Source organism: Amycolatopsis sp. NPDC049868, assembly GCF_044461365.1.
In the GTDB taxonomy this organism is placed as follows: Bacteria; Actinomycetota; Actinomycetes; order Mycobacteriales; family Pseudonocardiaceae; genus Amycolatopsis.
Genome location: NZ_JBITKV010000010.1, coordinates 207,785 through 221,618, shown reverse-complemented (window position 1 = coordinate 221,618; position 13,834 = coordinate 207,785). Strand labels below are relative to the sequence as shown.

13 protein-coding genes are annotated in these 13,834 nt (G+C 69.4%); 4 read left to right on the top strand and 9 right to left on the bottom strand.

Translation table 11 applies throughout. The features are described from left to right. Positions 1–20: 20 nt before the first annotated feature. From ACIBTM_RS33675 to ACIBTM_RS33665, 3 genes are read right to left on the bottom strand one after another with little or no spacing between them, the layout of a single operon-like run. Positions 21–767, bottom strand: a complete 747-nt coding sequence (locus tag ACIBTM_RS33675) for a DUF742 domain-containing protein (protein WP_395881174.1) — start codon at positions 765–767, stop codon at positions 21–23. A gap of 7 nt (positions 768–774) precedes the next feature. Beyond that, positions 775–1,227, bottom strand: a complete 453-nt coding sequence (locus ACIBTM_RS33670; protein ID WP_005166055.1) for a roadblock/LC7 domain-containing protein — start codon at positions 1,225–1,227, stop codon at positions 775–777. Continuing rightward, on the bottom strand, positions 1,224–4,670 hold the full coding sequence (locus ACIBTM_RS33665; RefSeq protein WP_395881305.1) for a nitrate- and nitrite sensing domain-containing protein: 3,447 nt from the start codon (positions 4,668–4,670) through the stop codon (positions 1,224–1,226). Before ACIBTM_RS33665 ends, ACIBTM_RS33670 begins: the two co-directional genes overlap by 4 nt. A 988-nt stretch (positions 4,671–5,658) precedes the next feature. Here ACIBTM_RS33665 and ACIBTM_RS33660 point away from each other — a divergent pair. Both ACIBTM_RS33660 and ACIBTM_RS33655 read left to right on the top strand, forming a co-directional pair. Continuing rightward, positions 5,659–6,081, top strand: coding sequence for a DUF485 domain-containing protein (locus tag ACIBTM_RS33660; RefSeq protein ID WP_395881173.1), 423 nt, complete (start codon positions 5,659–5,661; stop codon positions 6,079–6,081). After that, a complete protein-coding gene (locus ACIBTM_RS33655) occupies positions 6,078–7,652 on the top strand; it encodes a cation acetate symporter (protein ID WP_395881172.1) in 1,575 nt (524 codons plus the stop codon). The genes ACIBTM_RS33660 and ACIBTM_RS33655 overlap by 4 nt, the downstream gene beginning before the upstream one ends. A gap of 53 nt (positions 7,653–7,705) precedes the next feature. On the opposite strand, the gene ACIBTM_RS33650 is transcribed toward ACIBTM_RS33655, so the two are convergent. Further along, the gene (locus ACIBTM_RS33650; protein ID WP_395881171.1) at positions 7,706–8,275 is read right to left on the bottom strand and encodes a TetR/AcrR family transcriptional regulator; all 570 of its coding nucleotides are present in this window, start codon (positions 8,273–8,275) and stop codon (positions 7,706–7,708) included. Positions 8,276–8,412: 137 nt separating this feature from the next. Here ACIBTM_RS33650 and ACIBTM_RS33645 point away from each other — a divergent pair, with 137 nt between their 5' ends. Further along, entirely contained in the window at positions 8,413–9,834 is a 1,422-nt protein-coding gene (locus tag ACIBTM_RS33645; RefSeq protein ID WP_395881170.1) for an MFS transporter, read from the top strand. 163 nt (positions 9,835–9,997) lie between these two features. On the opposite strand, the gene ACIBTM_RS33640 is transcribed toward ACIBTM_RS33645, so the two are convergent. The 5 genes from ACIBTM_RS33640 to ACIBTM_RS33620 form a co-directional block, all read right to left on the bottom strand. Then, positions 9,998–10,351: a DUF3817 domain-containing protein gene (locus ACIBTM_RS33640; protein WP_395881169.1), complete on the bottom strand. Its 354-nt coding sequence runs from the start codon at positions 10,349–10,351 to the stop codon at positions 9,998–10,000. A gap of 23 nt (positions 10,352–10,374) precedes the next feature. Then, positions 10,375–10,746, bottom strand: a complete 372-nt coding sequence (locus tag ACIBTM_RS33635; protein ID WP_395881168.1) for a hypothetical protein — start codon at positions 10,744–10,746, stop codon at positions 10,375–10,377. Positions 10,747–10,901: 155 nt separating this feature from the next. Then, positions 10,902–11,786 (bottom strand): lytic transglycosylase domain-containing protein, encoded by an 885-nt coding sequence (locus ACIBTM_RS33630; RefSeq protein WP_395881167.1) that lies wholly within the window; start codon positions 11,784–11,786, stop codon positions 10,902–10,904. Between the two features lie 131 nt (positions 11,787–11,917). Next, on the bottom strand, positions 11,918–12,400 hold the full coding sequence (locus tag ACIBTM_RS33625) for a helix-turn-helix transcriptional regulator (RefSeq protein WP_395881166.1): 483 nt from the start codon (positions 12,398–12,400) through the stop codon (positions 11,918–11,920). A 354-nt stretch (positions 12,401–12,754) separates the two neighbouring features. Beyond that, positions 12,755–12,922 carry a hypothetical protein gene (locus ACIBTM_RS33620; RefSeq protein WP_364204249.1) on the bottom strand — a complete coding sequence of 56 codons (168 nt, stop codon included), beginning with the start codon at positions 12,920–12,922 and terminating at the stop codon, positions 12,755–12,757. A gap of 121 nt (positions 12,923–13,043) precedes the next feature. Here ACIBTM_RS33620 and ACIBTM_RS33615 point away from each other — a divergent pair, with 121 nt between their 5' ends. Continuing rightward, complete coding sequence (locus ACIBTM_RS33615) at positions 13,044–13,829, top strand: crotonase/enoyl-CoA hydratase family protein (RefSeq protein WP_395881165.1); 786 nt, start codon at positions 13,044–13,046, stop codon at positions 13,827–13,829. Positions 13,830–13,834 lie beyond the last annotated feature (5 nt).

The window sequence follows — 13,834 nt, the reverse complement described above, 5'->3', positions numbered from 1 at the left end:
GCGCGGTTTCCCGCGGTGCCTTAAAGCCGACGGAGTCCACTCAAAACCCTTTCCATCAACACCAGATGTGCCTCGGCGCCGTCATTGCCCGAAATCGTCTTGTGCACGCTGACCAGTCCCGCGTCCGCCGCGTCGCTGATCAGCACGCGTGCCACACCCAGCGGTACACGCAGGGTCGCCGCGATCTCGGCGACCGAACGCGGGGTGCGGCACTCCTCGATGATCGAGACACACTCGATCTGGTCCGCGGCCACCGCGGGGAGGCTACCCGCGACGACATGGTCCTTGGTGGAGATGAGGGTCTCCAGCTCGAGAGCGTAGTTCGCCTTGGTCCGGCCCCCGGTGAGGGCATAGGGCCGGACGATCGCCGTCTCTTCGAGCGGCGACGGCGTCTGCTCGAAGACGGCGGGCATGATGAACTCGCCGCTGGGTGGGCCCGGGTCGAAAAGGCCACCTGGTCTCGGCCCGACGGCACCTGCGCCGCTGTCGGGTGGAGAGGCAAGTGAGGTCACGCGGTCTCCTTGATCGGTCGGCTGCGGGACTGCCGATTCCCCGGCGGCGTGTGCTCCGCCCGGCTGGGAATCCTCTGACTGCTTGTTCTTCTTGCGCTTCCGACGACCACGGCCCGAATCCAAGGTGAAGCCGTTCAGGACGTCGGCGAAGGTGCCGTCGTCCCGTGAACCGGCAGGATTGGCAGCCCCCGCGTGCGGAGGCTGGTGCTCACCCGTCTCCGGCGGTTCGCCGAAGGATCCGGATCCGGTGCTCATCGGGACATCATCCCACCGGTTCGCCGATCAGCGACCCACCGGCGCCCTGCAATTGTGCGCGGAGTTCCGGCGTGAGGATCTGGCCGACGCGATCGACGAGCATCGTCATCTCGTAGGCGACCTGTCCGATGTCGCAGTTGGGGGCGGCGAGGATGGCCAGGCAGGAGCCGTCGCTGATGGACATCAGCACCATGATGCCGAGTTCCATCTCGACGACGGTCTCGTTGACCGCGCCCGCCTCGAAGCAGCGCGCGGCACCCTGGGTCAGGCTCACCAGGCCGGAGGCGACGGCGGCCAGCTGATCGGCGCGGTCCAGCGGGAGCCTGCTGGACGCCGTGAGCAGGAGGCCGTCCGCCGACACGACCACGGCGTGCGCCACTCCGGGTACCCGCTCGGCGAAGTCATTCACCAGCCACCCGAACTGGTTCTGCTGGGGCTGGGCCGGGTTCGGCGAGGTCATTCACCCTCCAGGGTTTCGTGGTTGGCTTCGGTCGCCTGGGCTGTGTGGTGCCGTCCGCGCTGGATGCCCTGCTGGAAACTGCTCAGGCGACCGCGCACGTCGTGCGCGTCTCGCTGTGGTCGGGGGGTGACCGCCCCGGCGGGCGGTCCCGCGCTGCCCGGGAGCAGCTGCTCCCCGCGACGGCGCCTGGGTAATCCTGCCGAAGTCGTCCGCGAGGGCACGGACTGGGACACCGCTTGGGCGGCTTTCCAGCCTTCGTCGGAGCCGAAGTTCCAGGCGTCCGTCCGCTCGGTGGCGGCGACCGGCTCCGGTTCCGGGCTCGCTGCCTGCGGTTTCCGGCTGGGCAACGCGGCGGGCGGGGCCGCCGGACGCTCGGCCGTTTCCGGCGCCTTCGCGGGCTCAGGTGTCTTCGACGACTCCGGGGCCTTCGAGGGCTCAGGTGCCTTCGCGGGTTCCGTGGCCGCTGCCGGCTCGGGCTTCGTGTCCGGCTCGGCGGCGACAGGCTCGGCGGCGACCGGGGTGGCCTTGTCCGCCGCTTCCTTGCGGCCTCGTTTGACGCCCTGCTGGAAGCTGCTCAGCCTGCCGCGCACGTTCGCCGGGTCGCGGACCGGCAGTTCCGATTTGGCGGCGGGTTCGGCGGCCGGTACCGACGACGCCGCGCTGCCCGGCAGGAGCTGCTCGCCCTTGCGGCGACGCGGCAACCCGGCCTGGGTGAACGTCGACGGGGCGTTCTGGGAGACCTCCTGCACCGTGCGGAAGGCCTTGTCGCTGGCGAAGTCCCAGCTGCGGGCCTCTTGCTCGGCGGTGGGGGCGGCCTCGGCCTTCTTCTCCGCTTCGGGTTCCTTCGCCCCCGGCTTCTCCTTCTTGGCCGCGGGTTCGGCCGCGGGCTTTTCCGGAGCGGGAGCGGGCGAACGGAACCACGCCGAGAGCATCTCGTCGAAGATCGGGGTCGTCTCCGATTTGGGCGCTGCGGTGGGGGCGGCCGGGGCCGGGGCGGGGGTGGCCGCCTGGTTCCACCACTCGCTCAGCGTGGTGTTGTTCTTGGCCTCGAACAGTTCCTTGCCGCTGGGCAGATCGCCTTCCGCCGGGGCGGGCTTGTCCGCCTCTTTGGCGACCGGCTCGGGCTCGGCGGCGGGTTCCGGTTCGGGACGGCGGGGCTCCGGCGCGGGCGGCTGGGCGGGCGGCGGTGTCGTCTCGTCCTTGGGGATCGGGCTGAACAGCGCCGTTCCCGAGATCTCCAGATCGGACGGCGGCCGCGGCTCCTGGGAGCGGCTGTGCCCGTTCACCCCCGGCTTGGCGTGACCGGCCAGGTCGTTCGCCGACGGCCACCGCTCGCCGCCCTGCGAGGGCACGCTCGGCATCGCCGGGCGTGAGCCGTTCGTGGGGCGCTGGCGGCGGGGCAGGCCGCCCGGCTGCTGCGGCGGCAGCGGCGCGAGGCGCTGGGTGATCGGGCCGGTCGCGGGGCCGGGGTCTCCGCCGGGCGGGACCATCACCAGATCCGCCGGAACCGAGACGGTGGCGCGCACACCGACGATGTCCTTGCCGCCGTGCAGCGAGACACCGATGCGGTGCCTGCTGGCCAGCCGTCCGACGACGAACAGGCCCATCCGGCGCGAAGTGGTGAGGTCGACGTTGGGGGCCTCGGTGAGCCGGGCGTTGGCCTCGGCGACCTCGGCCTCGTTCATCCCGATGCCCTTGTCGAGGATGTCGATGCCGAACGAGCCGTCTTCGACGAGCCTGGTCGCGACGGTCACCTGGGTCTCCGGCGCCGAAAACGCCGTGGCGTTGTCGAGCAGTTCGGCGATCAGGCGCATCAGATCGTTGGCCGCGTACCCGACCAGCCGCACCGGCGGCGGGTTCTGCACGGTGACCCGTTGGTACTGCTCGATTTCGGAGACCGCCGCGCGCACGACGTCGGTGGCGGAGACCGGCTGACCGGACCGCCTGCCCGGCTCGGCGCCGGAGAGGACCATCAGGTTCTCGTTGTTGCGGCGCATGCGGGTGGCGAGGTGGTCCAGCTGGAACAGCGTGGCCAGCTGGTCGGCGTCCTCTTCGTCGCGCTCCAGCCGCTCGATCAGCTGCAGCTGCCGCTGCACGAGGCTCTGGCTGCGGCGGGAGAGGTTGACGAACACGTTGCTGTAGCCGGTGCGCATCGAGGCCTGCTCGGTGGCCAGGCGCAGCGCCTGGTGGTGCACCTTGTCGAAGGCCCTGGCGACCTCGCCGATCTCGTCGTCGCCGCCGACCGGGACCGGCAGCACGTCGGTGCCCTGCGAACGGCCCTCCTGGATGTTGCGGACCGCGTCGGGCAGCTGCTTTTCGGCGACGTCGAGGGCGCTGGTGCGCAGCACCTTCAGCGAGCGAAGCAACTGGCGGGTGATGAGGAAGACGACGGCGACGGCGAGCACCATCGCACCGAACAGCAGGACCGCGAGCAGGCCCGCGCCGCTGCTGGCGTCGTCGACCAGTTCGGCCGACACCGCGCTCGTCTCGGCGCCGAATTTGTTCGCGACCTCGCCGACCTTGCCGATCACCGCGGTCGACGCGTCGGTCCAGCCCTGCGCGGACAACGTGCGGAACGCTTGCGCCGAAGGGGTTCCCTGCTCGCCGAGCGCGGTTTTCGCGAGCCTGTCACGGTTTTCCATCGCCTGGTCGGTGACGGCGGCGCTGAATTCCTGTCGCTGCTGTTCCGAAGCGGCGGCGCGGAAGTCGGTGAGCCGGTCGGTCAGCCGGAGTTCGGCGGTGCGCAGCTGGTCGAGCTCGCTCGGCGCGAGGCTCGACCGCGCGATGCCGAAGGAGACCAGCGCCTGGCTCAGCGACAGTTGTTCCTTCATCACGGCGAGGTCGTGCAGCGCCGTCGGGGTGCCGCCGAGGTCGTCCTGGCTGGCACCGGCGGCCAGCGCGGTGTCGAGGGCGAGCAGCGCGGTGGTCACCTCGGTGTACTCGCCGATCGCCTGGACGGGGTCGAGCTGCCCGGAGGACGCTCGCTGCCGGATGTCGGGCAGCCGGTCGAGCTGGGCGGCCGCCGCTTCACGCGCCGGACGGAGCGACGGCTCGTTCTCCACGGCCCGGGACGCGGCGGCACCGTAGAGCGGGATGGCGGTGTCGACGTCGGCTCGGGCCGAGCCGAGTTCCAGGGTCCCGCCGACGGTGCCGGTGGTCAGCCCGGCGGCGGACTGGGTGCGTTCGCGGCCGAGGCCGTCGGCGAGGGTGCGGATGTGCCCGCTCAGCGCGACGAAGCGATCGAGCCGCTGGTAGCCGTCGGACCGGCCGACCTGGCCGGCGATGGTGGCGATACCCAGCGCGAGCGCGATGAGGATCGGCACCAGCGTCACGGCCGACAGCTTCACCGGCAGGCTCCAGTCCCGCCAGCGCACGAGCGTGCGCCAGCCGGTGGCCCACCGAGATGGCCGGGGAGTGCGTCCCAGCAGCTCCCCGACCGGCACTTGGCCTTCTCCTGCAACGGTCACGTAGGTGACTCCCTGTCCGGCGTCCTGGCACGGTCTGAGGCGTCCGTTCCCGCGAGATACCTGCCTGCGGGGAACTCGACCCCGGCCTGACCACGTGATCGATCGCGACGTGAGGGACCCTGTCCGGCGATCCCAATGTTCCCAGTGTTCCCAGTGTGCCCGGGAGCACCGGTCCGCTTCGGGAGGTCTTGCACCTGCACGTGCAGGTCGCAACCTGCGAAGTGCATGGTCGTCGAGATCAACTTTTCTTTGCCAATCGATCACTGCGGGTCGGCCGGGCCAAAGAATCGTACACCAATCCGGGTGCCGTCAATTCCGTTCAGTACACGGGTGCTGACCAGCGAAAAGTGTGCTTCCGAACGATCTGTGGGGCCCGAAAACCGCCCGAGCGTCACAAACGAGGGAATTCCGGTTACGGGTTGCGCGGATACACAGGGTGCCCTAATCACCCGATCAGCCTACGTACGGTAGCCACGTCGCCCGGTCGAACTACTTTCCGTGCCCCCAACGGGTGGGTCAAGCCCAAATATGTGCCCGATGTTGTGGCCTTGCCACCCACGCCGGTTCGATGTCGCCCGACATGGTGATTTCTTTCGAGGCACCCGGTGAAGCGGGGGATCTTCCCCGGTCCGGGATGGCGGGCACGGTATCGAAACCCGGTGCCGCCCGGTAGCGAAACTACGATCTGTCACCAAATTGAGGGACAGAGCGTGGTCGTCGTCCGTCGTTTGCCGCAGTGGGCCGTTCGGGCGACGACCCCGTGTGACAACCCTGCTCACTATTACGAGTGATAAAGCCCGGTCATTCCGGCCGAAACGATTTCCGGGAACACTAATACGAGGGGAAACCGAAATACCGGCTCTTGCCTTCGTGGAACCGGGGTCGCCTATTCAGAGCGGGTGTAGCCGTAGTTAGTATGTGCGCTCCCCGTACCGCGCCACGGATGCAAGCCCCGGAGGAACCCATGCCCGACGTCGCGCGTCCCTACGCGGCGAGCAACGCCCTGGAGGACACCGGGCAGATGCCCGCGCTGTTCGTCCGCGAGCGCCAGTCCACTCCCCCGCCGCCGCGCCCCGCCGGCCCGGACTTCGACCGGATCCAGCACGGCAAGGAGTTCGTCGCGCTGCGCAAGACCTTCCGGCGGTTCGTGTTCCCGATGAGCCTGCTGTTCTTCACCTGGTACATGACGTTCGTGCTGCTGGCGGCCTACGCCCACGACTTCATGAGCCGGAAGGTGTGGGGTGAGGTCAACGTCGGCATGCTGCTGGGGCTGGGCCAGTTCGCCAGCACGATCCTGATCACGGTCGCGTACCTGAAGTTCGCGAAGAAGCGGCTCGACCCCAAGGTCGAGGCGCTGCGGGCCGCCGCCGAGGCGGGTGGGCGATGAGCATCCCCGACAACAACCCGGCGCTGAACATCGCGGTGTTCGCGCTCTTCGTCGCGATCACCCTGTACGTGGTGTACCGCGTCAGCACGCGTAATTCCTCCACTTCGGACTACTACGCGGCGGGAAGCGCCTTCACCGGACGCCAGAACGGCATCGCTCTTTCGGGTGACTTCCTCTCGGCGGCGTCGTTCCTCGGTATCGCCGGGGCGATCGCGATCCACGGCTACGACGGCTTCCTGTACTCGATCGGGTTCCTCGTCGCGTGGATGGTCGACCTCCTGCTGATCGCGGAGCTGCTGCGCAACACCGGCCGCTTCACCATGGGCGACGTGCTGAGCTTCCGGATGAAGCAGCGCCCGGTCCGTGCCGCGGCCGCGACGTCGACCCTGGTGATCTCCTTCTTCTACATGCTCGCGCAGATGGCGGGCGCCGGTGGCCTGGTGGCGCTGCTGCTGGACATCCACGGCGGTATCGGCCAAGCGCTCGTGATCGGCGTCGTCGGCGTCGTCATGGTGCTGTACGTGCTGGTCGGCGGGATGAAGGGCACCACGTGGGTGCAGATCATCAAGGCGACCATCCTGCTGCTGACCGGCGCGCTGATCACCGTGTTCCTCTTCGGCAAGTTCGGTTTCAGCTTCTCGAACCTGCTCTCGGCCGCCGCCGACAACAGCCCGCTCGGTGACGAACTGCTGGAGCCGGGCGGCTCCTACGGCAAGAGCGAGGTCACGAAGCTCGACTTCGTCTCGCTGGCGCTGGCGCTGGTCCTGGGCGCCGCCGCGCTTCCGCACGTGCTGATGCGCTTCTACACGGTGCCGAACTCGCGCGAGGCGCGGCGCTCCGTGGTGTGGGCGACCGCCTGTATGACGATCTTCTACCTCTGCACGCTGGTCATCGGCTTCGGCGCGGCCGCGCTGGTCGGCCCGGAGGCGATCAAGAACGCGCCCGGCGGGGAGAATTCGGCGGCGCCGCTGCTCGCGCTGAACATCGGCGGCACCCTCCTGCTCGGCATCGTCTCGGCGGTGGCCTTCGCGACCATCCTCGCCGTCGTCGCCGGGCTGACGATCACCGCTTCGGCCTCCTTCGCCCACGACGTGTACGCCAACATCTTCAAGCGCGGCAAGGCGGAACCGGCCGCGGAGGTCCGCGTCGCACGGCTGACCGCGGTCGCCGTCGGGGCGCTCGCGATCATCGGCGGCATCCTGGCGAACGGGCAGAACATCGCGTTCCTGGTGGCGCTCGCGTTCGCCGTCGCGGCGTCGGCGAACCTCTCGACGCTGCTGTACTCGCTGTTCTGGAAACGCTTCAACACCACCGGAACCCTGTGGGGCATCTACGGCGGGCTGATCGCCAGCCTGGTGCTCGTGTTCTTCTCGCCGGTGATGTCCGGGGCCGCGGACTCGATCGTCAAGAGCGTCGACTTCCACTGGTTCCCGCTGAAGAACCCGGGCCTGGTGTCGATCCCGTTCTCGTTCCTGTGCGGGTTCGTGGGCACCTTCGTCGGCCGGTCGAAGGCCGATCCGGTCAAGCACGCCGAGATGGAGGTGCGGTCCCTCACCGGGATCGGCTCCTGACGCGCGCGCCATGAACGGTCCGTTCCTTGCAAATTTCGCAAGGAACGGACCGTTCATTGCATCCGGAGGCCGTCCAACACGATCGTGAGCAGCCGCTTCGTGTCCTCTTCCGAAGCCTTGCTCGCCGCCGAACCCAGCCCGTGGCCGAGCCGCAGGATGTCGACACCGGCGACGTCGGCCCGGAGCACTCCCTCGTCCTGCGCCGCCTTCACGATCGTGTCGGCCGCGGCCCGCAACCGTGACTGACACCAGCCGAAGACCTCGGAGCCTGCGTCGACCGACGCCTTCAGCGTCATCGCGAGCCCGTGCTTCTCGATCACGTAGATGACGTGCGTGGCCAGCCAGGTTTCGAGCGCCTTCCCCGGCGGCAATTCGTCGAGCAGGTCGTACGCCTGCTGCGCCAGCCCGTCGATCTCATCGCGGTAGACGGCCTCGATCAGCTTGTCGCGCGTCGGGAAGTGGCGGTACAACGTGCCCGCGCCGACCCCGGCGCGTTTGGCGATGTCGTCGGCCGGCACGTCCACGCCGTCGGCGGTGAACGCCTCCTTCGCCACGGCCACGATGCGCTCGTAGTTGCGCCGCGCGTCCGCACGCATGGGGCGGGCCGGATCGGCCGTGACCATCTGCACCTCCTCGGGCGACGAAAACGGAGACGTTCTCCGAATTCACTTGCGTAAGCGGAGACACTCTCCATATCATCGCTCACGACCTCAAGTGGAGAGTCTCTCCGCTTCATCTCGTTACGTCTTTGGAGTATTCCTTGACCGAACGAACCCTGCGTGCCGAGCCTAGGCCGGACACGGCCGGGGCCCCACCACCTCCGCACCGGCTGGTCCTCCCGATCATCCTGACCTGCCAGCTCATGCTCATCCTCGACGCGACGGTGATGAACGTCGCGCTCCCCCGCATCCAGTCCGAACTGGGCTTCACCGACACCGGCCTGTCCTGGGTGATGACGGCGTACAGCCTGGTCTTCGGCGGTTTGCTGCTGCTCGGCGGCCGCGCGGGCGACCTGTTCGGCCGTCGCCGGACGTTCGTCGTCGGCGCGGCCGTGTTCACCGCCGCCTCCCTGCTCGGCGGCCTCGCCGGCTCGGCGGAGCTGCTGATCGCCGCCCGGGTCGCGCAGGGCGTCGGCGCCGCGCTCGCCGGGCCGAGCACGCTGGCGCTGATCACCAGCACCTTCACCGAAGCCAAGGCGCGGGTGCGCGCGCTGGCGTTGTTCTCGGCGATGTCCAGCAGCGGTTTCGCGATCGGCCTCCTGCTCGGTGGCCTGCTGACCGAATGGATCTCGTGGCGCGCGGCGCTGTACATCAACGTCCCGTTCGGGCTCGCGATCGTCCTGCTCACCTCGCGATACGTGGCCGAGCCGCCCCGGCGGCGCGCCAGGCTGGACCTTCCCGGCGCGTTCACCGGCACCCTCGGTGTCGGCTCGCTCGTGTTCGCCTTCACCCACGCCGCGTCGCACGGCTGGGGCGACACGATCACCCTCGGCAGCCTCGCCGCCGGGCTGGCGTTGCTGGCCGCCTTCGTCACCATCGAGACCAGGGTGAGCGAGCCTTTGATCCCGTTGCGCCTGTTCGCCGAACGCGACCGGGCCGCGGCCTACGTCAACTTCTTCCTCGGGCCGATGGCGATGATGTCGATGTTCTTCTTCCTGACCCAGTTCCTGCAGGACATCGCGGGTTTCGCCGCGTTGGAGACCGGCTTCGCGTTCCTGCCGATGGCGGTCTGCATGTTCCTGCTGAGCAGGCTGATCCCGAAGCTGCTCCCCCGGTTCGGGCCGAAACCGCTCGCGCTGACCGGCACCGCGCTGATGACCGGCGGGGTCGTCTGGCTGACCACACTGACCACGGACAGCGGCTACTTCTCGCATCTGCTCGGGCCGATGCTGCTGATGGGCGTGGGCGCGGGGCTGGCGTTCTCCCCGCTCAGCGTGATCATCATGGCGACGGTGCCCACCGACGACGCGGGTGCCGCGGGCGGTGCGTTGCAGACGTTGCAGCAGGTCGGGGCGACCTTGGGACTGGCGATCCTGATCACCGTGTTCGGTGCGGTGACCCGGACCCCGTCCGGGAGCCCGGCGGAGACGACCGTCGACGGGATGACCGCGGCCTTCACCGCCGCGGCCGTGGTGACAGCGGTGTCCTTCCTGGTGGCGCTGACCTTCCGGCGCCGGGCTTAGTGGTCACCGCCGGAAGTCCTCCGGGGGTCTCGACGGCCCAGCTTCCTGCTGGACGCACGGCCGAAAGGCCCGAGTACAACCCGGTACGAGGACCTTCCGGCCGCACGCCCAGCAGAAACCTGGATCCGCCGAATACCCCCGAAGGACTTCCGGCAGTAACCACTTAGAGCTTCGCGCCCGCCTGGACCTTGTGCGTCACCTTGCGCTCCATCACGAACGAGAAGAACGGGATGCAGCCGGCGATCAGCACGAGCAGGGTGCCCTTCATCGACCAGCGGGCCTTGATCGCGAGGTCGACCGCGAGCAGCAGGTAGATCAGGTAGAGCCCACCGTGGACCATGGGGATCATCTTCACGAACTGGGGAAGTTCCACGCTGAAGACGTACTGCAGCAGCATCTCGGCGACCAGCCCGAGGAGGGCCACACCGGTGGCGTACGCCGCGACGCGGAACCGGATCAGCGGTCCGCCCAGCGAGACCGGGCGGGCCGGGGCGGCGTCGTCAGTTCGGGTGGTCATAGGGTCTCGAACCTCTCTGGGGACTACTTGTCGCGGGCGTTGAGTTCGCGCAGGTACTTGTTGTACGCGGCGAGCTCGTCGTCCTCGGGGGGCGGCGGCACCGGGGCACGCCGCTGCCGGGGCGCCGGCACCTCGGGCACGGCGGTCTCGGCCACCGTCTCCTGGGCGTCGGCTTCGGCGGCGCGGCGGCGGAGCTTGCGGATCCGCCAGAACATGAACGCGGGGAACAGCCCGAACAGCGGCCACTGCAGGACGTAGCCGAGGTTCTGGAACGTCCCGCTCGCCGAGGAGAACCGCTCCCACTGCCACCAGGCGAGCCCGCAGCACAGCGCCAGGCTCACCAGGCAGACGCCGGCGATGCCGAGACGGCGCAGGATGACGGGCGAAGCGGACACACATCGACGCTAGCACTGGGTGCGCGGCGAATCGTCGCCGACCTGGGCGCTCGGGACCTTGGTCCCGGCTGTTCCTTCCGGTCCCGCGGCGTGCCATGAACGGTCCGTTCCTTGCGAATTTCGCAAGGAACGGACCGTTCATGGCACGCGCGAGGTCACGAGGCGGCGGCCACGGACTTCGCGTAGCCGTCCGCCAGCCCGAAGACCTTCTGCGCGTACTCGGTCGAGTTGTTGTACGACAGGATTCCCTGCCACCACCCCGAGGCGGCCGACATGTCGCGGTTGTTCACGCACAGGTAGCGCGCCGCCGCGAGCGTCGCGTCGTCGATCTGCTGCGGGTCGCCGACGCCGTCGCGGTTGCCGTCGGCGGCATACCGGCGCCAGGTGCTGGGGATGAACTGCATCGGGCCGACCGCGCGGTCGACGGCCGCGTCACCGTCGAACTGACCGCCGTCGGTGTCGCCGATCGCCTTCACGCCGGGCGACCCGTCGAGCGGGACACCGATGATCGGCTTCGACGGCCGTCCGTCCTGGCCGAGGACGGCGCCGCCGTACTGGCCGTGGTTCGACTCGATCCGGCCGATACCCGCCAGGGTCGCCCACGAGATCTTGCAGTTCGGCTGCATCTGGCGCATCGCCAGTTCGGCGTTGCCGTAGGCGAGCAGCGCCCTGGCCGGGATGCCGGTGGCCTGGGCCGCCCGCTCGGTCCAGGCGGTCAGCGGGTCCTTGCCCGGCTTCGGCTGCGCCTGCTGGGGCGAGGTCTGCTGAGTGGTACCACCCGCGAGGGTGGCGTTGACCGGGGCGACCGAACCGGGTTTGACGTCCGCCGCCTTGACCTGCAGCGCGGGGATCTCCATCGTCGTCGGGCTCGCGACCGGGGCGGACGCCTTGGTCACCAGCCAGATCCCGCCCCCGGCGAGGCCGAGCACGGCCAGCACGATCACCAGCCTGCCGAGTACCGCGGCGCCCACCCCGCGTCGTGGCGGAGCGGGCGTGGCCGGGTCGTCGACGAGCTCGTCGTTTTCGGGGGTGGTGCGCACGAAGCGAGTCCTCCAGCGTGGGCGGCGATCACGACCGATGCTCGAACAACGAGCCCGCGCAGGTTAGCGTTACGCGGTAGCCGAGATCGCCCCTGCCACGCCGGTTCACCCGCGCGTGCGAGAAGTTCTCATCAGGCGGACTTCTGCTGCCTCGCCAGCCGCGCCACGCACCAGGCCGGGGCGCTGCCGCGGCGAAGGTGCTGCAAAACGGTCATCGGGCCGAGACGGCGGCTCAGGTCGGACGGGGCGAGCCCCGCCGCGCGGTAGTCGAGCGCGCGCTGGTCGAGCGGGCTGATCCCGGCGTCCCACCAGGCTTCGGCCTCGGCGACGCCACCCACCATCTGCCACCAGCCGGCGGCCGCGACGAGCAGGTCCCGCGGGACCTCCGGGAGACGACGGCTCATGGCGTCGAGGTAGCCGGGGTCGGCGGCCTCGACCGGCGCCCAGCGCGCCTGGCCGGACTGCTGACGCTGGCCCGGGATTCCGGGAGCCTGCCTTGGCACGTCGGCCAGCCACGCCGACGCGATGCGGTCGGCCTCCTGCTCTTCGGGGGTCTGCTCACGCTCGGCCGCCCACTGCCGGATCAACGCATCGACTCCGGGATCTCCGGTCATCCCTGCCTCCTCATGATTCCCCGACTGACAAGTCCTGACTTACTTGCCCGGCTGGAAGTTCCCGCTGCCCTGGGGCTTGCACCTGCGGAAACTCCTCGCCCAGGAGGCCGGCTCCGGCGCCTGGAGGACCAACCGATCACGCAATGTGAGCACCGTAGGGGCGCGGAGGTCTTTTCCGCCAGAGCTTCCAGGGCACGAATTCGTCGACCAGCGGGTTTTCGGGGGCAATCCACCCGGATGGTCGAGTCGTGCGACCGAAATCCGAGACGGGTGACGCTGAGTGATAACCGCAGGTGGCTGCGCACGGTGATCACCGGCGTCGCCGAGGACACCGATGATCACCGGAACGAGGGATCAGGAGAAGAGGCTCCGGACGAACGTCACGATGGCTTCGGCACCGGACCGGAGCCAGCCGAGGGCGGTGTGGACGGCATCGGCGGATTGCGTCGGCCTGCTGATCAGAAAGAAGAGCACGAGCGCGACGACGGCGATCACGAGGAATTTCTTCAAGCCGGGCGACATGGCTCCATCCCATCACACCGTAGTGTCCAGACGATGACTCCGCGCGCACTGCGGACTTTGTCACCACTTTAAGGAGAATCGGGCCCTGTTGCCCACCCGTATTCGCCTGAGGGAGCGATCGATGAGCGAAAACGTTCTCGTCCACCGGGAAGGGCCGGTGACGACGATCACGCTGAACCGCCCCGAGTCCCGCAACGCGGTGGACGGGCCGACCGCGGCCGCGCTGGCGGACGCGTTCCGCGCGTTCGACACCGACGGGGAGGCCGCGGTCGCCGTCCTCACCGGTTCGGGTGACGCCTTCTGCGCCGGAGCCGACCTGAAGGCCGTCGGCACCGGCCGCACCAACTCCCTCAGCCCAGCGGGTGACGGGCCGATGGGCCCGACGCGCATGGCCCTGTCGAAGCCGGTGATCGCCGCGGTCCGCGGGCACGCCGTCGCGGGCGGGCTGGAACTGGCGCTGTGGTGCGACCTGCGGGTCACCGACACCACGGCCGTCTTCGGCGTTTTCTGCCGCCGCTGGGGCGTGCCGCTCATCGACGGTGGCACGGTGCGCCTCCCCCGGCTGATCGGCCACTCGCGGGCGATGGACCTGATCCTCACCGGCAGACCGGTCGACGCCGACGAGGCGCTCGCCATCGGACTTGCGAACCGGGTCGTGCCGGACGGCGAGGCACTGGCGGCCGCGCAAGCGCTCGCGCGCGAACTGGCCGCGTTCCCCCAGGCGTGCCTGCGTGCGGATCGCAAGTCCGCGTACGGCCAGTACGGGCTGACCGAAGACGAGGCGATGCGGGCGGAGTTCTCGAACGCGCTGATCGGCGGCGGGCTCGCGGAAGAGGCCGTCGCGGGCGCCAGCCGGTTCAGTGACGGTGCGGGGCGTCACGGCAGTTTCGACGGCCGGCGGCCCTAATGTCT